Source organism: Heyndrickxia acidicola, from assembly GCF_001636425.1.
GTDB classification, from domain to species: Bacteria; Bacillota; Bacilli; order Bacillales; family Bacillaceae_C; genus Bacillus_AE; species Bacillus_AE acidicola.
In genome coordinates, this window is record NZ_KV440953.1 from 693,536 (window position 1) to 712,319 (window position 18,784).

An 18,784-nucleotide genomic window follows, 5' to 3' on the forward strand; every position below is an offset into this window, starting at 1 on the left:
TAAGAAAATCTGGCAATATTCCGGAAATGCGGCAAAATGGCTGCATTCTTAACACTAACAAGCAATAGGAGGCTTTTTATGAGTATACATATTAATGCAAAAGAAAATGACATTGCTGAAACAGTGCTCCTTCCCGGTGATCCGTTAAGAGCCAAATACATAGCAGAAACATTTCTTGATGATGTCACCTGTTATAATGAAGTCCGTAACATGTTTGGCTATACAGGGACTTATAAAGGCAAGAGAGTTTCCGTACAAGGAACGGGTATGGGAGTCCCATCAATTTCTATATACATCAACGAACTAATGCAAAGCTATAATGTCCAAAACCTTATCCGGGTGGGAACATGCGGTGCCATCCAAAAAGATGTTAAAGTCCGTGACGTTATTTTGGCTATGACAGCTTCAACTGATTCCCAAATGAACCGCCTTACTTTTAATGGGATTGATTATGCCCCGACAGCCAATTTCGAGTTGCTTAAAAAAGCCTATGACAGTGGAATTGAAAAGGGATTGAATTTAAAAGTAGGAAATGTCTTCACAGCCGATATGTTTTATAATGACAATGCGGATCATAAAAAATGGGCTGACTATGGTATATTGGCCATTGAAATGGAAACAGCCGCTCTTTATACATTAGCAGCTAAATTTAATCGCAATGCTCTTTCAGTGTTAACAGTAAGCGATCATATTTTAACGGGTGAAGAAACTACATCTGAAGAACGTCAAACGACATTTAATGATATGATTGAAGTAGCCCTTTCTGCTTCTGTACAATAAAGCTAATGTCCCGTCATGAACGGGACTTTTTATATGACTAAAATGGGTATTTTTTTTCCCCTGTATGACATATTTTTTCATTACCATAAGTTTCATTGGAAATTCATCTTTTCACTATCGTATTGCGTCGGTTTTTGGTAAACTTGCAAAGGTGCAGACAATACAAAGGTTAGCATTTTACCCTTGCATCGCCATGCTCTAACGTGATTTTGATTAAAGAAAGGTGAGACCATGAAAAAGGTTCTATCAATATCAGCCATTGCTTTTTTATTAGGCGGCTGCAGCTTTGCCCAACACCACAATCAGACTGAGAAGCCTAAAACCGGGAATCAGTCGAATACAATTCAATCAACAGCAAATAATGGTGATAACGGACTAACCCTACAGTCCCAATATTTTAATAAAGTTCAGAAAGGGAAAGGCCATAACACCATCGAAAATCCAGCAAACATCCTTGCCCTGGTTAATAAAGATAATTATTTGCCTAGTGATTATGCTCCAAAAGATCTTGTTAGGCCAAATGTAGCCTTTTCTTTTGGGAATGCGGATGTTGAAAAAGCCCATATGAGAAAAGAAGCAGCGGTTGCTTTGGCTAAAATGTTTAACGATGCAAAAAAGGATGGAATCATTCTTTATGCTGCCTCAGGCTACCGCTCTTATACCCGCCAAATGTCTGTATTTAAAGATGAGGTTGACAACTCAGGCCAAAAACAAGCAGATCAGGCCGTTGCCATTCCGGGCTCAAGTGAACATCAGACAGGATTAGCAATGGACATTACCTGCCAATCAGAACAATTTTTGCTGACAGACCACTTTGGTGAAGATAAAGAAGGCAAGTGGCTAATGGACAACGCTCACAAGTATGGCTTTATTCTTAGGTATCCAAAGAATAAAATAAATATTACCCATTATGAGTACGAGCCATGGCACTATCGTTATGTGGGAACGAAAGCAGCTAATGTAATGTACCAGCATGATTGGACGCTTGAAGAATATTTTGAGCATGTTAAGAAAATCTAATGAACCAAAAAGGCTTGTTACAGAAAACAAGCCTTTTTAGGTTGAACCTTTTTATACCTAATATAATAATTCGCTGATAATTGAAGTGTAAGGCACAGTCAAAGGAAACCTCCCTCAGGATGCGACGATGAAATTTCCCAAGATCCACGGAAAGCGAGTGTCACAATTGCAGATCCACCAACAGTAAGGCCAGAGCTCAGCTAAAGTCAAAGGTAAAGACCATTATGCAAAAGGGGACTTCACTGAAGAAAAGCGATTTTAATGACAAGATTAAGCATAAATATCACAGCCTAAAAATCAAAGGAAGCCTGGCTCATTACTACAATTTGTATGAGGCTGAAGACATCCATAAAAGGCAATGATTGTCAAAATGATTAGATTTTGATTAGAAAAATCAATATATTATGAGAAAAGCTTTTCTTTCTAATTTCGAAAAAAACTGATAGAATAGAGAAGTTACATGCGAGAATAGAGAGAGAACAAGAAAGTTTATAGGGAACGAAAGTGGTGAGCGCCTTGGATAATGATGATCAAAAGAAGCTTGAAGAAAATGATCTCGATCACGAGACGAATGGATATATAAAAATTAAAAAATTCCGGTTTATCATGTTGATATTCTTTTTAATATTCGCTTCAGCCGGCATTACAACACTTGTAATGGCTTTTGGTGATGACAAAGCTGCCAATGTAGCAGGTGTACCCCAAAGAAAAGAATTTACTAAATTGTTTAATACGTATGATGATCTAAAGCAAAACTATTATGAGAAAATTGACACAAATAAGCTGGTAAATGGAGCCATTGATGGAATGGTGCAAGCACTTGGAGATCCATATTCAGTATATATGCCTCCGGATGAAGCCTCAAAATTTAACCAAACGATTTCTTCTTCTTTTGAAGGGATAGGGGCAGAAGTGCAGGAGAAAAATGGATACATAACAATCGTATCCCCAATAAAGGGATCTCCTGCTGATAAAGCAGGGCTGAAGCCAAATGATAAGGTACTGGCTGTTAATGGAAAAAGCGTTCATGGAATGAGTGCGAATGATGTCGTACTGTTAATTCGAGGCAAAAAAGGAACGAGTGTTACCTTATCGATTTTAAGTCCTGGATCGACCAACCCAAGAGATGTGAAAATTCAGCGTGATACGATTCCAGTCGATACTGTATATGCAAAAATGCTAAAAAATGGTGTAGCAGATTTTCAAATCACTACTTTTTCAACCAATACCTCAAAAGAATTGGTTGCTGCTATTAATAATATGAAAAAGCAGGGCATGAAATCGATGATTCTTGATTTAAGGCAAAACCCGGGCGGTCTCCTTGACCAGGCAATCGCTATAGCTAATTTATTTGTTCCAGAAGGAAAAATGATTGTTCAGGTAGAGGACCGGAATGGCAAGCGTGACCAGATTACTGCGGATGGGGGAAACAAACTCCACATACCTGCTGCAGTATTAATCGATGATGGCAGTGCCAGTGCATCTGAAATTCTTTCAGCAGCATTAAGTGAATCAGATGATGTGCCTCTAATTGGGGAAAAATCATTCGGAAAAGGTACCGTACAAACGTCAACGACCTTTGATGATGGCTCTGACTTAAAATTTACAACAGATAAATGGCTCACGCCTAAAGGCGAATGGATTCATAAGAAAGGAATTCAGCCAGAATATAAGGTTGATTTGCCAGCCTACGCAAATCTGCCTGTCATTGATCCATCCGAAGCATTAAAGCTTTATTCCATCTCTTCAGACGTAAAGACAGCAGAGGAAATGCTAAAAGCGCTTGGCTATAACCCCGGTCATGTAGACGGTTATTTTGATCAAGCTACAGAAAATGCGGTTATAAAATTCCAAAGGGATCAAAAGCAAAAACCTACAGGTGTCTTAGAGGGGCAGACAACACTTCTCTTGATGAGTAAATTGCAGAATCTGATTGCGAACAATGATACTCAATTGAATAAAGCTGTAGAAGTATTGAAAAATGATCAAAGATAAAAATCATTAAAAAAATCCTCCTTTTATGGAGGTTTTTTTAATATCATTCTCCCATCGTGAAGGACTCTACTGATTTTTCCTTCTCGAACTTGCTTCAATACTCTACTGAAGGACGTTTCCCTGGATATAGCAGCACAAATTGTCCTTCATCACGCTCATGAAGGACGTTTCCCTGGATATAGCAGCACGAATTGTCCTTCATTGCTCTCATGAAGGATGTTCCACTGAATATTTCAGCTCAAATTGTCCTTCATTGCTCTCATGAAGGATGTTCCACTGAATATTACAGCTCAAATTGTCTTTCATTGCTTTCATGAAGGACGTATCCCTGGATATAGCAGCACGAATTGTCCTTCATCACGCTCATGGAGGACTTTTTACTGGATATAACAGCTCGAAAAGTCTTTCAACACGCTGATGAAGGACGTATCCCTGGATATAGCAGCTCAAATTGTTCTTCATTGCTCTCATGAAGGACTTTTTACTGGATATAACAGCTCGAAAAGTCCTTCAACACGCTGATGAAGGACGTATCCCCGGATATAGCAGCACGAATTGTCCTTCATCACGCTCATGAAGGACGTTTCCCTGGATGTAGCAGCACGATTTCTTCTTCACTCATCCACAACAATATTTTCCCCAGTGATAACTCTTGGAAAACACTATCACATTAATAAAAACTCCAACAATTTTCGTGCTATAATAGTAATAATGTCATTAGTGACTGGAAAGGTTTGAAAGGGCTGATAGAAGTGGATGTACAAGAATTATCAGAGCTAGAAATGGTATTTCGCCAGGTGTATAGGAAACTAAAAGACAAAGTACAAAAATCAATGAGGAGCCATGTGTCTCCCAATGAATTTATCGTTTTAAAATATTTATTAGAGGGACCAATGAGGGCATCAGAACTTTCAAAAAAGCTGCAAGTATCTGCAAGCCATATCACTACCGTTACCGATTCATTGGTAGAAAAAGAACTGATTGAAAGAAGCAGGTCAACACAGGACAGAAGGGTAGTTGACTTGATGATTAATGAAAAGGGAAAAGCTTTAGTACATGACCTGATAAAGGTGAAATCAGATCTTTTTAAAGAAACGTTCAAAGTATTTTCCCATGATGAAATTCAAATTTTAATCGATTTATTTAAAAAGCTGGATAACGAATTAACCAAATAAGAGGGAGGAGACTGAAGCTATGCATAGTCTGCGGGGAAGCTTCTTTCTCCTCCATATGCCAAGAAGTTTCAATAATCGTTTTCTCCAAATTTCAGGAAAGTCTTTTCCTCTTCAATTAAACCGCATGTTGCACATTGGATTCGGTATTCTGGACCTTTGTATAGGATGTGAAACGGGTCGGGGGTTGAATTTGTATATGATTCAACAACATCGCCCGTTTTTGGATCCAGCTTAACTGCCTCAGGCTGTTGGAGAATTCGATTAAAGCGTGTTCGGTTCGTTTTGCAATTGGGGCATCGGTAAGGACCGGTCATTTTTTTTCCTCCTTATATACTGCTTGTTATGCATATATAGTGTTTCCAATTGCCGGCGAAAAATTATTACTATGGGGTTTATTTATGAACAAAACTCAGTTATTAGAAGCTTATCTTTCCATATGGAATAATCGTTCAATGAATGCAGGAACAAATGATGAAAATGGTGATCAGCTTACTCAATTAATTATGAAAGAGCTCCTCGATAAGCTTACTCATCCAAGGTTAAGGGTTGTCCCAGAGACCAAATTTTATCAAGCTGTCAAAAGAATAATAAACACAGACTTATCCCAAATAGAAAAACTGGAGCTTATTCATGAGTTTGTAAAAATAATGGAAGAATTAAAAAAACCTGAGGCAAATTAGCAGCCTCAGGTTTTTTGATTTGTAATATTTTTTTATATTGAAATGTGCTCGTTTTTTAGCTCATTCGTGTGAAATTACTCGTTTTACACAAATGAGCTAACCTTTTACGATGAGTAAGGCACTTGTACTTTTATAAAAAATTCTTCTTCATATATTTTCACAATTGTAATATTGGAGCAAAAAATGTCAAAGTAAATGGATTTCAAAAACCTGTCAATGAATTTTTAACTGAAAAAGCTGGAAATCAAGCATTGAAATGGAACTGATAAATGAATAGATATGGAAACTGAATAAAAAAATGGTCGAAATTTAAGCGATTCTTTTCCAGTAACATGAAATTTATGGATTAAATATCTAAATAACTTGAACTGGATTATTAATCCACAAATATGACAAAAAAACGTATGTTACTATGAGTTTGCAAGACACAACAGCGAACGTTATGTCAGTTTAATAGATAAAAGGAGGACGAAATTCATGAAAAAAACTATTATCACAACAGCAACAGCATTCGCATTAATGGCAGTCCCAATGCTTCATGGCGCTAAGGCAGATACTGTGCAAAATACTCCTCAAAATTCTGATGTAAAATATTATCAGTTTAATAATATGCAAGACTTACAATCATTCATAAATCAATTTTCTTCAAAATATCACATTTCCTTGAACAACCCTGCTGCTGGAAATGAACAAGCTAAAGCTCCAGTTCAATCAGCGCCAAAACAGCAAACTGCAACAGCCAATAAAGATGCCAGTAAGACATCTTCTGCATCTAACCAAACTAGCTCTCAATTAAATGCTGCAGAAAAAAAAGTAGTAGCATTAGTTAATGAGGAACGCGCAAAAAATGGTCTTCCAGCTTTAAAAATTGATCCTCAGCTTAGCAAAATGGCAAGAACAAAATCAGAAGATATGCAAAAAAATCACTATTTTGACCACACCAGCCCAACGTACGGTTCACCATTTGATATGATGAAGAAATTTGGCATAACTTATTCTTCTGCTGGTGAAAATATTGCAATGGGCCAAACTTCACCAGAACAAGTAATGAATGCATGGATGAATAGCCCTGGACACCGTGCAAACATCTTAAATAAGAGCTATACAAGCATTGGAGTAGGCTACGATGCAACAGGCAACTACTGGACTCAAGAATTTATTGGAAAATAAATAGCCCTAAAAACCCGGACAAAGGCAGAGGCCTGTCCGGGTTTTTGGTTAGGAAATGATAAAATGCTAAACCTGTGGAATATTTTTCTTGTCTAGCTTCAGCCCTTTACTAATTTGCAGGATTTTGGTGATACGCTACGCTGGATATAAATTCCAATTTCATTATACGTCCACGGGCAAAATGCAGCGCACTATATACTTTTTTGTAAAGTACGGTTTTGAATGATATATAGCCTGCTGCTGAGGGTAATTGCCCCTGCAGCGAGACCGGTAATTAGGCCGATCCAATAGCCGTATGCTCCGAGAGATGTTTCATTCGCAAGCAAACAGCCAAGGGGAAGGCCAATAGCCCAGTACGAAATTAAAGCCATTAAAAAGGTTACATTCACATCCTTGTACCCCCTTAGTGCTCCCTGTACAGGAGCCTGAATAGCATCGGATAATTGAAAGAAAACAGCAAAAAGGAGAAACCGGGCAGTTAGTTTTATTACCTGATGGTCAGTACTGTACATACCCGCCACCTGAATTCGAAAAAGAAACAGCATGAATCCTGCAAAAGCAGAAAGAAGCAGGGCAAAAGCAATCCCGATTTTGCTGTAATCTTTGGCATCTTTAAAACGGGATGCACCTGTTTCAAAGCCGACTACAATGGTCATTGCCATTGACATACTAAGTGGCAGCATATATAAAAAAGAAGCAAAGTTCATAGCAGCCTGATGAGCAGCAATGACAACTGTTCCAAAGCTGCTCATTAACAAGGTAACAGCAGAAAAAATACTGGTTTCAAAGAAGATCGATAACCCCATTGGAATACCGAGTGAAAAGATCTCTTTCCACTTTGTGTAGGATGGCGCAGTCCATTTTGTAAATATCCTGTATGCTGAAAAAGGATGGCGAAAGTGGATCACAACTGCTGCAAATATGGTGATGAGCCAATAGGTAATAGCCGTTGCCAGTCCAGAACCTGCACCTCCGAAAGCAGGGCATCCCAGATGGCCGAAGATGAAAATATAATTTAAAAAAACATTAACAGGGAGGGAGCTAAGGGTTATGACCATGGATATCCTCGTCATACCAAGAGAATCAATGAAGGATCTTAATACATTATAAATAAACAATGGAATTATACCGATAGCAAGAAAATAAAGGTAATGTTTTGCAACCAATTCGACATGGTGTTCCAGGTTCATATGATTCAATATCGTATTTAACAACAGTTTCCCTGCAGCCATGACAATAATTGCCATGGTTATGGCCACGTAGATTCCCTGAATTACGGAGAATGGAACCTCGTCTTTCTTTTTTGCTCCTATTAAGTGGGCCGTTATAGGGGTAAGGGCGATGAGTATTCCCGCCAGTCCTGTGGAGACAGGCACCCATAATGAAGATCCGATAGCCACACCTGCTAAATCTGCACGTGCATAATTACCAGACATCATAGTGTCAAAAAAATTCATTGAATACATAGCCAGCTGTGTAATAAGAATCGGGATCAATATTACGAACAACTGGCGTAATTTTTGTTTCATAGTTTCTGTTTTTCTCATTTTTTTACCCCATATCCAATCTGAAAGCTCCTGAAATTATACCATATGGTTTATTGATTTGCATTTTTAGCTGCTTTTATTTTAGCCTCTGTTAGTAAACTTTGTTGCTATGAATATAAAAAATGATAAAATACCAGATTCACCAATCTATTTGAAACAGACTATATTTAGACAAACTTAATATTCGTTTGAAAATATTATGAAATAGCATATATGAACTTGCAGATGAATACATTAATATAAGCCGTATTGTTATGTATAGCTTCTTGCTAATTCGTCTTAATCACTATGAAAAAACAGAAAACACGAAAGAATTTCTGTGTAAGCCTAAGCTTAAGGTTTTTATGGTAAAGAAAACGACGAACGGATAAAATAAAAAAACTCGCCAAAATGGCGAGTTTTTATGCTTCAAGAGCTTGAGCACTATCTTCAGCATTTTGCTGTCTCAGGTAATGCAAGGAATATAAGTCCTTTGAAACTTCATATAAATCGTATATATATTCGGTTGAATTAATTTTTTTGAAGAGTTCTTTTCGGGTGTCGTTCGCTTTAATAACGTATGGTAATTTTTCTGCGGCTTTTTGTGAACGGAGATTGACTCTTCTAATTCTCATGAAGACTGTCTCAATATTAAGTTCAAAAAATAATTCCTGAAAGAAAGCTTCTTTTGCAATGCTGTTATAGCCTTTGCCATGATATGGCTTCCCAAGCCAGGTACCCAAAAATCCTGCACCGTTTTCAATATCATAAAGATTTATTGTGCCAATAGGGTTTCCCCATTCATCCAATATTGTTCTTGATATTAGCTCGTTCCGTTCCTCTGCTTCAATCGTCTGCTTAGTTAAAAACAAATACTCATCCGCAGAGTAGGCTTTATGGCGCACGAAAGGGAAGACATCCGGGTGTACCATAAGATCATATAAAACATGGCTTTCTTGCCCTGTTAGATCACGTTTCTTGAGCATTTCTCATCCCTCCATGAGGGTAATGATTCCATAAGAAATAGAACCTGCCACCCTCGAAATTTTTTAAAGTTGCGTAAAAAATTCCGGGGTGGGAATCGAACCCACTAGGACCAGTCAAGAAACGAGCTGGTGGCGCACCATTTGCCTTCCCTAAATTGCTTTTTTATAAAGTTTAAACAAACGTTTCTTTTTGTATCTTACAATAAAAAAGTAAAAAAGAAAATAGGATTTATACGAATATTTTATGACTCAATTCTTGCCAATTCGACAAATTTCTTTATCGTTTTTTGTTTAAAAAGTGTTTGTACAGGACATAAATCAGCAAAGCTGTACAGGCAATGATTATAATAGGCTTTATATAGGGTCCGGAAACCTGGCCAATGCGGTTCCAGTGTTGATTTAACTGAATACCAATTAATAGAAATAGAAGGGACCAAGGCAATATTGCTGCAGAAGTGTAAACAATAAAAGGTACAAACGGCATTTTTACAATTCCTGCAGGTACAGAGATGGCATGTCTTACTATAGGAATAAATCGGGCAGTAAATAACGTAGCAGGACCATAACTTTGAAACCATTTATCCGCTTTATTTAAGTGTTTTGGATGAATGAGTATATACTTTCCATAATTTTCAAAAAAAGTTCTTCCAGCATATTTACCAAGTAAATAAAGAAATACCTGGGCAAGTGTTCCGCCTATCACACCTGCAGTTAAGGCGGAAAAGAAAGAGATCCTGCCGGATGCGACAAGAAAACCGGCATACGCAAGGACAATTTCACTTGGAATGACTTCTATCATTAGGGCAATAGCAATGCCAATGAAACCGTAATGACCGAGGAATTCTAAAATATTCAAAATCGTATTAGCTTCCATTATTTTGACCATCCTTAAAAACGGCCTGTAAGCTGTAATGCCAGTATGGAGGCTCCCAATATCCAAACATAGTAGGCAAAAATTTTCAGGGATTTTCTTTTTAAGAAATTAATCATTCCTACAATAGCAAAATACCCAAAAAGAGCTGAAGCAATTGTGCCGAATAGCAGGCTTGTTAACGTAACAGCTTCTGTATGCCCTGTAAAAAGGTCCTTACCCTGAAGAATAATTCCACCTAACATGGCAGGAGTGGAAAGAAGAAATGAAAAATACGCAGCTGTTTCCCGATCAATTTTTCGAAAAAGTGCCGCCGCAATGGTCAATCCAGAACGTGAAAGTGCCGGAAAGATGGCTGCAGCCTGAAATGTCCCTATTATAAGAGCGTCGGTATAGGTTATATCCTCTATTTTCTTCGCACCTTTTTTAACGCTTTCCGCAAACCATAAAATAAAGCCAGTTGCAAGAAACTCCCAGCCAATTGTTATACCTGTTTTTGAAATTTCATCAAAGAAGTCTTTAAATAGGAGGCCAGCTGCAACAGCAGGAATGGTCCCGATAATCATCAGAAGGGTTCTTTTACCAAAGGGTTTGATGATCATTCCAAGCAGTTCATCTTTATAGACGACAAGCACCGCTAAAAATGTTCCAACATGGAGCATGGTATCCAGAAATAGTCCAGCCTCGTCTAATCCAAATAAATGTCTTCCTATATATAGGTGTCCAGTGCTGGAAATGGGCAGAAATTCAGTAAGCCCCTGAATGATGCCAAGTATGAACGCCTGTAAGTTGGATAACATGATACTCACCTTCTATTCTTATGTTTAAGAAAACTGCCAATAAAGGATCAGTTTATACAAGCATATGCGAAGAAAAGGAAAGGCTTGACTAAAATAAATAAATTATGAATCACCTTGAATTTATGTTCATTTCTTTTAATAGTGTTGTGTCTAATCGAAGAATTGTGGTTCTATTTGAACGTAGTAAAGGACAGTTTAGAAATCTCTTTTTTTATTATTAATATTTTTCTCTATTCTTGCATTTAGAATCATGAAATCTATTTATTCTCATATATTGTAGTGAAACTGCTAGAATAGGGTGAAGTGAAATGAACATAAGAGAGTATTATGATGAAATGTCTGCAGTCTATCTTCAGCAGCTAATTTGGATCTGCCTCTTTTTGTCCGTGTTTTTGACTGTGCTTTCGGCCATAGGACGTCTTTTTTATATGATATGGGTTCTTCTTGCAGTCTTCGTTATTGTATTGTATTTTTTATCCAGATATTTGTATTATCATTATCGAAAGAATCAATCATCCTATAAAATGCCGTATAAAAGTGATTATAAGGAACCTCACTCCTTTATGGTAATGGCAATGCCTTCAGAAGAGGATCGAATTCAGCTTTTTATGAGTAATGGGATCAGTGAATGGTCAATTCATCGTGTACAATCCAAACAAAAAAACAATGCTGTGAAATCTGATATCTACACCATCAGCAATCAAAACCGTCCCATTCAAGCAGAAGCAGCTTTTTGCAGTAATGCTGCATCTAATTATGCGGTTGTTCAAACGGGCCAAAAAGAATTGGCACGTATAGAACTCCAATCGATGGAAAAGAGTAAAAGCTGTTTTTTTTGCGGAAAGGATGAATTTACGGTTATGCGAAGCGGGAAATCTACCAGAATTTACAAAAACAGTATCGAGCTTGCTTGCTATGAAAAAGGTTGGATGCCCTTTAGCTGGCAGCAAAATTTTTCGCCAAATACTCCCATACTACATGTAAATACAAGCCAGCTAAAAGATCTGCTTGTAATTTTCACACTGCTTATTGGGAAACTTAAGCAAGAAGGATAATGTATGGCTGCTCACTCCAATACAAACACTATTAATACATTACAAAATAAAAGCATCTGGAGCTGAAGCGGAGGTATGAGAGATGAATGCTGATTTTAAAAGCAGTATCCAAAAAGGCTTATTATGTATGGAAGCGTGTAATATTTGTTATCATGCATGCCTGAAAGAAGAACATTCAGAAAAGCTGACGAAGTGCATTGAACTAGTTAGAGAATGTGCTGATACGTGCAGTTTCGCCATTCAAATGATACAAAGAAGCAGCCAATTTTCAAAAAAAATCCTGGAGCTTTGCAGAAAGATTTGTGATCATTGCGCTGCCGAGTGTACCAAACATGGATATACTCATTGTAAAAAATGTGCAGATGCCTGCCTTCGTTTTGCAGAAGAATGTGGAAAGGTGTCCTGTTAATCTCTGTATTTTAACTCGCTTCATAAAATTGCCAGCCAGGTAATTATTAGTTATAATATGATTTTGTGGCTTACTTGTTTTAACATTGTCCATTCTAAATTGGGCATCTAAAACAGGGAGAAGCGGGTAGGGAGAGGGACATTTAAAAACAAGGGTTAACATGAATATTTTTAAGGTTTTTAAACTTCAAGAGCATGGTACCACCGTACAGAGAGAGTTTGTGTCAGGGATGGTTGGCTTCCTGACGGTTATCTACATTATAGCCGTTAACTCCTCTATTTTATCGGAGGCAGGGATACCAATTGAAGGTGCCGTCATTGCAACAGTACTTACATCCTTTGCGGGCTGCCTTTTAATGGGTTTATGGGCAAATGCACCCATTTTATTAGTGCCTGGAATGGGAATCAATGCATTATTTACGTATACATTGGTCCATTCAATGAAATTGTCATGGCAGGATGCCTTGGCTGTCGTTTTTATTTCGGGAATAATATTATCCATAATTGCTTTTACTAAACTGTCGGAGGCAATAAATAAGGCCATTCCTCATTCTTTAAAAGACGCCATTACAGTTGGCTTAGGTTTTTTCCTTTTGCTGATTGGCCTTGAAAAGGGAGGGCTTGTTGTAAAAGGTTCAGCATCCTTAATGACTTTAGGCGATTTAAGCGATCCCAAGATGTTAGCCACCATTCTCACCCTTCTGATTACGATAGGGCTGTTTATAAAAAATGTTCCTGGGAACTTTTTATGGAGCATTCTTTTGGGGACAGGAATAGGGGCTTTAATGGGAGTGCTGCCAAAAGGAAGCAGTCCGAATTTTTCGTTTCATTCCTATACTTCTGTTTTTAGTGGTTTACGTTTTGGGAAAATGACGGAAGTTCCTTTTTGGATGGCAGTTTTTTCTGTGACGATGGTCATTGTATTTGAAAATATTGGATTAGTACATGGTCATACTGCGTTATTAAAGCAGCCGGAAAAATTTAGGCGTTCCCTGCAGGCAAACAGCCTTTCCGCTTGTTTATCCGGATTGTTCGGTTCGAGTCCAACGGTATCGACGGTTGAGACTACTGCTGCAATTGCTGCAGGAGGAAGAACAGGGCTTACTGCTTGTTTTACAGGCTGTCTATTTTTGGTGTCACTTATTTTTATTCCTTATATTCAGTACATTCCCGATAATGCCATTGCACCTATTTTGATACTGATTGGCGGACTTATGATTCAGAACATGGCAAAGATGGACCTTAGCGATCTGACTGAGGCGCTTCCTGCTATTATAATTATTGGAATGATTCCCTTTACATTTAGTATTGCGGATGGGATGGCAATGGGGTTTATTCTTTATCCGATATTAAAAGCATTCACAGGAAGGCTGAAGGAAGTTTCAGCTTTATTATATTTGATTGCTTTATTGTTTTTACTGTACTTTTTGCTTTAAAATGGCGGCATTCGTGCCGTCATTTTTTATACCGATTTTAAAGCAACATTGTGGTTTTTTAGCTCATTCGTTAAAATGAGCTAAAAACCAGCAGCAAAGAAGCTCAATAGTGCAGAATTTTAAATAAAGGACAATAAAAGAGGAAATAATTCCGAATGATTCTCGGATATGCCAAATACCTCCATCCATGCGCCATTCCATGTCAAAATAATGAATTTGCTTTCATAATATGGTAGACTTTTAACTTTACAGTTTGGTATTGTTAAGGAAGGATAGAAAAAAGGGAAATCATGGAGGTGAAAGGAATGGAGGTTTTTGTAGCCCGCCAGCCAATTTTTAATCGAAGGGAAGAAGTGGCAGCATATGAACTGCTTTATCGAGAGAAGAGCATAAGTACATACAGCCAGTTTAATGGCGACCAAGCAACTGTAGATGTGCTCATCAACAGTTTTTTAAACATAGGTATAGAAGAATTGTCTAGCGGGCATCCCTGTTTCATAAATTTCACCTTCAGCTTATTGCAAAAAAAAATTCCCGGTTATTTTCATCCCGGCGAAATTGTTGTAGAGATTTTGGAAACAATTGAACCCTCCAGCGAACTGGTAGCTATATGCAAGGAATTGAAACGTCAGGGTTACAAAATGGCATTGGATGATTTTGACTTCCAGGAACATAATCCATATTCTTATGAACTTTTTAAATATGTTGATATGATTAAAGTGGACTTTGTTAATACAAGTGCACTCAATAGGAAACGCATTGAAACCATATCAAAAGAGTTTAATCTTACGCTTGTTGCTGAAAAAATTGAAACAAGAGAAGAATATTTAGAAGCAAGAAAGCTTGGCTATTCTCTATTTCAAGGATTCTTCTTTAGTCAGCCCGTCACGATAGCGTCTGAGGATGTTCCGTCTTTTTTTATTTCCTATTATCAAATTTTAAGGGCGCTTTTTGAAAAAGAACCAAACTTTAGATTAATATCAGAGCGTATAGAAAACGATTTGTCACTTTCCTACAAATTACTTAAGTTGATCAATTCACCAGCATTCAGGCCGAAACGCAAGATACAATCTATTCGGCAGGCAATTATTCTGTTAGGATTGAAAGAAATACAAAAATGGATATATATATTATCATTAAGAGAAAATACAGGACCTGTTTATCGTATCAAGGATGAAGTAATTAAATTAACTTTAATTCGTGCAAAAATGGCGGAATCTCTTGGAGAAAAACTGACAGGCGGTCCAGCTCCTAATTACTTTTTAGCCGGCATGTTTTCTCTGATGGAAACCATACTTTCTGTGCCAATGGAAAAGATATTGAATAAACTTTCATTAGAGGATGATATTTGTGATGCTCTATGCGGCAAAGAGAGTATCATGCATTCTGTTCTTCTTTTAATCATATCGGTTGAAAGAGCAGATTGGGATAAGACAGATGCGCTGATGCTTAAGCTGGGCCTTCCATTGAACAGTCTTCATAGGATTTATTATGATGCCTGCAGCTGGTCTGAAAAAATTCTATCAGAGGAAGTAGAGTTAATTCAGGGCTGAAAGCAAACTGTTTTTACCGGTCTAACATAAGAACGGAACCCCTTTTAAGACTTCAGCTAAAGTAGATGTGCCAATAGATATACAGCAAGGAGTGGATTACATGAATATAGATGTGACAAAATGCCATGGTTCAGGCAACGACTTTTTAATTATAGATGAGATTTCCAATTCATATAACTTTAGCGAAACAGAAAGAAAAGCGTTGGCAATCGCTTTATGTGACCGTTCTACCCAGCTGGGGGCAGACGGCATTCTATTTGTAATGTCAAGCGAACATTCAGATGCAAAAATGCGTGTATTTAACGCGGATGGTTCAGAAGCTTCAATGTGTGGAAATGGACTGAGATGTGTTGCAAGATATGTAAACGAGTTAACGGGAAAAGATAATATGATTATCGAAACCATGAAAGCCAATCTTTATGCGAAAAAAACAGAGTCTATTTATGATAATATCCCCACTTACCGAGTTGAAATCTCTCCTGTTATTTTCATGGCAGATAAATTGCCAATGTATATCGGAAAAGAAACCCTGGTTAATGAGAAAATTGAGGAGTTATCAAGTGAGTTGAATTTTACAGCTCTTGCAGTGCCAAATCCGCATCTAATCACACTGGTAAGCCCTGAGCAAATTCAATCCAATGAACAGGAACGAATTTCGGAATATGTGAACGGTGAAAATCCTCTTTTTCCAGATGGGGTCAATGTAAGTTTTGTCCATATATTAGAGGATCGGGCCATATATGTTCGAACGTATGAGCGTGGAGTTGGATTTACCAATGCTTGCGGGACTGCCATGTCAGCCTCGAGCCTTGTCACTTGTTTGCTGGATATTAATGAAATTGAAAAACCGATTGATGTTTTCAATAACGGCGGGAAAGTCCGGTGCATCGTTCATCAGCATGCAGAACAACACTATACTATTGATTTAATAGGTAATGCCACTTATTTATACAATGCGTCTATTAATGTCAACGTTGATCGACCTCAAGAGTTCATTATTAAATCAAAGCATGATTTAGAGGAGCAAGAATTGTATAAAAAGCTGGAAGAACATTCAAAAGAAGTTGTGACAAAAGTGTTTTCTTAATTCATGTTTATGAGCTGCTTAAACAACATGCTAATATCATTACCTTTTTTGGGTTGAAGAACCGGTCAAGATACCGGTTCTTTATTACGTTTTTATCGTAAAGATTATTGCTTTCAGGCAATTTTTAAATAAGGGACGAAAAGATGCAAAGATATCTGTCTATATTGATTTATTAACGATACGAAAAGCAGCTCTTCATCCAAAAACAGCCATGATCAAGTAACATCATTAATTAAAATTCTTTCATTAAAAACGATAAAACGGGTGCAAATGGCTGAATATTTTTGGAGTCAAAATAAAAAGCAAAAGGACAACCCATAACGTTTAACCGATCTTTAACAACCGATATAGTAAATTTCTCTGGATGTAAGCTTTCCGTTACTTCCTCCCAAAATAAAGGTGTGGCAATTAACGCTTCATCATTTCCTCTCATCGAGTAGGGGGCAATAATTGTTTTTCCTTCGGCATGCTGAACAATGTCTATATATAATCTGCCTTCCCGATTCTTTTTTAACCTTTCAACCGTAAATTTATCAGGCTCCTTTGTAATCAAATAGTCAGCGACAAATTCAGTAAATAATCTTGTCTCTTCCCATGTAAATGTTTCTTCCGGCAGAGGAATATAGACTTGAAGCCCTTTATTTCCTGATGTTTTTATAAAGCTTATTAAATTTAACTGATCAAAAACTTCCTTCATTATCAATGAGGCCTCTATAGCTAAATAAAATTCCTGCCGTGAAGGAGGATCTAAATCGAACACAATTTCACTGGCATACTGGCTCTTGCTGGTAATGGTGTGAAAGGGGATGTGAAACTCTACAGCCAATTGATTCGCCAGCCATATATAGGTATTTAAATCATTACAAACGATATAATCTATATTATCTTTTCGTACTGTCTGTACATAATCAGGTGCATATTCAGGACAATTTTTTTGATAAAAAGGATCGCCAAATGTACCATGGGGAAAACGAATGACGGTCAAGGTGCGATTTTCTAAAAATGAATGCATGAATGGAAAAACCTTGCGCATATACAAAATAAAATCCAGCTTCTCTATAGGGGGGCGTTCCCATAATGGCTTATTCGGATGAGTAATATCTATTTCTGTTGGTATATCTGCCTGATTTAACAGAAATTGCACATATGTACAGTCTTCTGGAGAAAGATCAAACCGGAAGGAATGGAAATGTGCCTCTCGCATCTTATCTTCGTACCATTCTAAATAATCGATTTCTACACAGATAGATGGCTTAATATAGAGCTTGTTTTTATCGGTACGATAAGAGTTGTCTTTAATTACCTTCGTTAATGCCTGCTTTTGTTCTGCCTGAATACTAAAAAGAAAAAGTCCTATAGAAAAGATACTGTCCCCTCTGTACACACCTACATCATAATAACCATTTTCAGAATCAAAAGCGGTAATAAAGCAAAAAGCCTTTTTCCAGTTTTTTGTTTTTAACCAGCTTTCTGTCCTTCTCCCGGTTTCCCATTTGCTTTGAACTTGTTTTGCTACGATACCTTCACTTTCAAAGTCTTCAATATTTCTCCATAGCTTTGAGCATTCTCGGCTGAAGGGGATATATTGAAGAAGCTCATTTGTTCCTATTTTCGGTGACAAAGGCAGTCCCGCGGATTGAAAAAGCTGATGCAAGTCTTTTTTCCTTTTTATATAGGGCTGGTTTCTTACATCTTGTCCAGTTTTTTCCAAAAGATCGAAGACCAGATAGCGGCATGGCCTTGCAGCTGAAGCCTCTTTAATACGGGAAGCGGATTTCATTCGCCCTCTTATTTGCAGCTGGCCAAAATTAGCTTTCAAAGGATTTTCAAGCAGAACAAGCTCACCGTCTAATGTTAAAGGAAGATACGGACCAATTTTCTCTCTAATAGAAAGTAAAAAGGATTCAATTTCGGGAAATTGCGGCAATAAGTCCTTTTCATTACGGCTCCATAGGTGAAGCGAATTCTGTTTCCATTCAAGCAAGGCTCTAAATCCGTCATACTTTACTTCATATGCCCACTCTTTATTAGGTGGGATTGCTGATTTTAATGTAGGAAGCATAGGCTTCATCTGAATATCCACCACACTTTGCCCTTTGCAATGATGAACAGCTTTACCGAAGAGGGTTAACTCTAGATCCTTTTTGAAGGCTTCAGTAAAAGCTATTGGTTGGAATAGTGTTTTTCAAACACATTCTCTATTTTATTATGGCCAATCCTGCTGTTAATTTTCCATAACTTT

General features: G+C 37.5%; 17 protein-coding genes. 11 read left to right on the top strand and 6 right to left on the bottom strand.

Translation table 11 applies throughout. The annotated features are described in order from the left end of the window. The first annotated feature begins 78 nt into the window (after positions 1-78). From deoD to A5N88_RS03300, 4 genes are all read left to right on the top strand, one after another. On the top strand, positions 79-780 hold the full coding sequence (deoD, locus tag A5N88_RS03285; protein ID WP_066263013.1) for a purine-nucleoside phosphorylase: 702 nt from the start codon (positions 79-81) through the stop codon (positions 778-780). Positions 781-1,011: 231 nt separating this feature from the next. After that, complete coding sequence (locus A5N88_RS03290; protein ID WP_066263016.1) at positions 1,012-1,800, top strand: M15 family metallopeptidase; 789 nt, start codon at positions 1,012-1,014, stop codon at positions 1,798-1,800. A 507-nt stretch (positions 1,801-2,307) separates the two neighbouring features. Then, complete coding sequence (locus tag A5N88_RS03295; protein WP_328006986.1) at positions 2,308-3,795, top strand: lmo1851 family serine protease; 1,488 nt, start codon at positions 2,308-2,310, stop codon at positions 3,793-3,795. Positions 3,796-4,547: 752 nt separating this feature from the next. Continuing rightward, on the top strand, positions 4,548-4,970 hold the full coding sequence (locus A5N88_RS03300) for a MarR family winged helix-turn-helix transcriptional regulator (RefSeq protein ID WP_232317513.1): 423 nt from the start codon (positions 4,548-4,550) through the stop codon (positions 4,968-4,970). Between the two features lie 68 nt (positions 4,971-5,038). On the opposite strand, the gene A5N88_RS03305 is transcribed toward A5N88_RS03300, so the two are convergent. Next, entirely contained in the window at positions 5,039-5,284 is a 246-nt protein-coding gene (locus A5N88_RS03305) for a DNA alkylation repair protein (RefSeq protein ID WP_066263023.1), read from the bottom strand. An 84-nt stretch (positions 5,285-5,368) separates the two neighbouring features. Between A5N88_RS03305 and yoyC the strand changes: the two genes are divergently transcribed. Then, positions 5,369-5,650: a protein YoyC gene (yoyC, locus tag A5N88_RS03310; protein WP_066263026.1), complete on the top strand. Its 282-nt coding sequence runs from the start codon at positions 5,369-5,371 to the stop codon at positions 5,648-5,650. Between the two features lie 477 nt (positions 5,651-6,127). Next, positions 6,128-6,820, top strand: coding sequence for a CAP domain-containing protein (locus A5N88_RS03315; RefSeq protein WP_066263028.1), 693 nt, complete (start codon positions 6,128-6,130; stop codon positions 6,818-6,820). Positions 6,821-7,011: 191 nt separating this feature from the next. Here the strand turns inward: A5N88_RS03315 and A5N88_RS03320 are convergent, their stop codons facing one another. The 4 genes from A5N88_RS03320 to A5N88_RS03335 all read right to left on the bottom strand — a co-directional run bounded on the left by A5N88_RS03320 (position 7,012) and on the right by A5N88_RS03335 (position 11,003). Beyond that, entirely contained in the window at positions 7,012-8,367 is a 1,356-nt protein-coding gene (locus tag A5N88_RS03320) for an MATE family efflux transporter (RefSeq protein WP_066263037.1), read from the bottom strand. Between the two features lie 401 nt (positions 8,368-8,768). Next, entirely contained in the window at positions 8,769-9,332 is a 564-nt protein-coding gene (locus A5N88_RS03325) for a GNAT family N-acetyltransferase (protein ID WP_066263039.1), read from the bottom strand. 277 nt (positions 9,333-9,609) lie between these two features. Continuing rightward, positions 9,610-10,206: an undecaprenyl phosphate transporter UptA gene (gene uptA, locus A5N88_RS03330; protein WP_066263041.1), complete on the bottom strand. Its 597-nt coding sequence runs from the start codon at positions 10,204-10,206 to the stop codon at positions 9,610-9,612. A 14-nt stretch (positions 10,207-10,220) separates the two neighbouring features. Next, entirely contained in the window at positions 10,221-11,003 is a 783-nt protein-coding gene (locus tag A5N88_RS03335; RefSeq protein ID WP_066263043.1) for an undecaprenyl-diphosphate phosphatase, read from the bottom strand. Positions 11,004-11,311: 308 nt separating this feature from the next. On the opposite strand from A5N88_RS03335, the gene A5N88_RS03340 reads away from it, so the two are divergent. The 5 genes from A5N88_RS03340 to dapF all read left to right on the top strand — a co-directional run bounded on the left by A5N88_RS03340 (position 11,312) and on the right by dapF (position 16,542). After that, positions 11,312-12,058, top strand: a complete 747-nt coding sequence (locus A5N88_RS03340) for a hypothetical protein (protein WP_066263046.1) — start codon at positions 11,312-11,314, stop codon at positions 12,056-12,058. An 82-nt stretch (positions 12,059-12,140) separates the two neighbouring features. Continuing rightward, positions 12,141-12,467 (top strand): four-helix bundle copper-binding protein, encoded by a 327-nt coding sequence (locus tag A5N88_RS26550; protein WP_066263047.1) that lies wholly within the window; start codon positions 12,141-12,143, stop codon positions 12,465-12,467. 160 nt (positions 12,468-12,627) lie between these two features. Next, complete coding sequence (locus A5N88_RS03350) at positions 12,628-13,902, top strand: NCS2 family permease (RefSeq protein WP_066263049.1); 1,275 nt, start codon at positions 12,628-12,630, stop codon at positions 13,900-13,902. 305 nt (positions 13,903-14,207) lie between these two features. Further along, complete coding sequence (locus A5N88_RS03355; protein ID WP_066263050.1) at positions 14,208-15,455, top strand: EAL and HDOD domain-containing protein; 1,248 nt, start codon at positions 14,208-14,210, stop codon at positions 15,453-15,455. Between the two features lie 100 nt (positions 15,456-15,555). Beyond that, positions 15,556-16,542: a diaminopimelate epimerase gene (gene dapF / locus A5N88_RS03360; protein WP_066263052.1), complete on the top strand. Its 987-nt coding sequence runs from the start codon at positions 15,556-15,558 to the stop codon at positions 16,540-16,542. Positions 16,543-16,774: 232 nt separating this feature from the next. On the opposite strand, the gene A5N88_RS03365 is transcribed toward dapF, so the two are convergent. Beyond that, positions 16,775-18,613, bottom strand: coding sequence for a DNA ligase D (locus A5N88_RS03365; RefSeq protein ID WP_066263053.1), 1,839 nt, complete (start codon positions 18,611-18,613; stop codon positions 16,775-16,777). Positions 18,614-18,784: the final 171 nt, after the last annotated feature.

What these genes read in the sequence shown, in the direction of transcription:
- A5N88_RS03320 (WP_066263037.1), bottom strand. Translation starts at nt 8,367, where the DNA reads ATGAGAAAAACAGAAACTATGAAACAAAAATTACGCCAGTTGTTCGTA.
- deoD (WP_066263013.1), top strand. Translation starts at nt 79, where the DNA reads ATGAGTATACATATTAATGCAAAAGAAAATGACATTGCTGAAACAGTG.
- A5N88_RS26550 (WP_066263047.1), top strand. Translation starts at nt 12,141, where the DNA reads ATGAATGCTGATTTTAAAAGCAGTATCCAAAAAGGCTTATTATGTATG.
- A5N88_RS03335 (WP_066263043.1), bottom strand. Translation starts at nt 11,003, where the DNA reads ATGTTATCCAACTTACAGGCGTTCATACTTGGCATCATTCAGGGGCTT.
- A5N88_RS03350 (WP_066263049.1), top strand. Translation starts at nt 12,628, where the DNA reads ATGAATATTTTTAAGGTTTTTAAACTTCAAGAGCATGGTACCACCGTA.
- A5N88_RS03305 (WP_066263023.1), bottom strand. Translation starts at nt 5,284, where the DNA reads ATGACCGGTCCTTACCGATGCCCCAATTGCAAAACGAACCGAACACGC.
- A5N88_RS03315 (WP_066263028.1), top strand. Translation starts at nt 6,128, where the DNA reads ATGAAAAAAACTATTATCACAACAGCAACAGCATTCGCATTAATGGCA.
- dapF (WP_066263052.1), top strand. Translation starts at nt 15,556, where the DNA reads ATGAATATAGATGTGACAAAATGCCATGGTTCAGGCAACGACTTTTTA.
- A5N88_RS03355 (WP_066263050.1), top strand. Translation starts at nt 14,208, where the DNA reads ATGGAGGTTTTTGTAGCCCGCCAGCCAATTTTTAATCGAAGGGAAGAA.
- A5N88_RS03365 (WP_066263053.1), bottom strand. Translation starts at nt 18,613, where the DNA reads ATGAAGCCTATGCTTCCTACATTAAAATCAGCAATCCCACCTAATAAA.
- uptA (WP_066263041.1), bottom strand. Translation starts at nt 10,206, where the DNA reads ATGGAAGCTAATACGATTTTGAATATTTTAGAATTCCTCGGTCATTAC.
- A5N88_RS03325 (WP_066263039.1), bottom strand. Translation starts at nt 9,332, where the DNA reads ATGCTCAAGAAACGTGATCTAACAGGGCAAGAAAGCCATGTTTTATAT.
- A5N88_RS03340 (WP_066263046.1), top strand. Translation starts at nt 11,312, where the DNA reads ATGAACATAAGAGAGTATTATGATGAAATGTCTGCAGTCTATCTTCAG.
- A5N88_RS03290 (WP_066263016.1), top strand. Translation starts at nt 1,012, where the DNA reads ATGAAAAAGGTTCTATCAATATCAGCCATTGCTTTTTTATTAGGCGGC.
- yoyC (WP_066263026.1), top strand. Translation starts at nt 5,369, where the DNA reads ATGAACAAAACTCAGTTATTAGAAGCTTATCTTTCCATATGGAATAAT.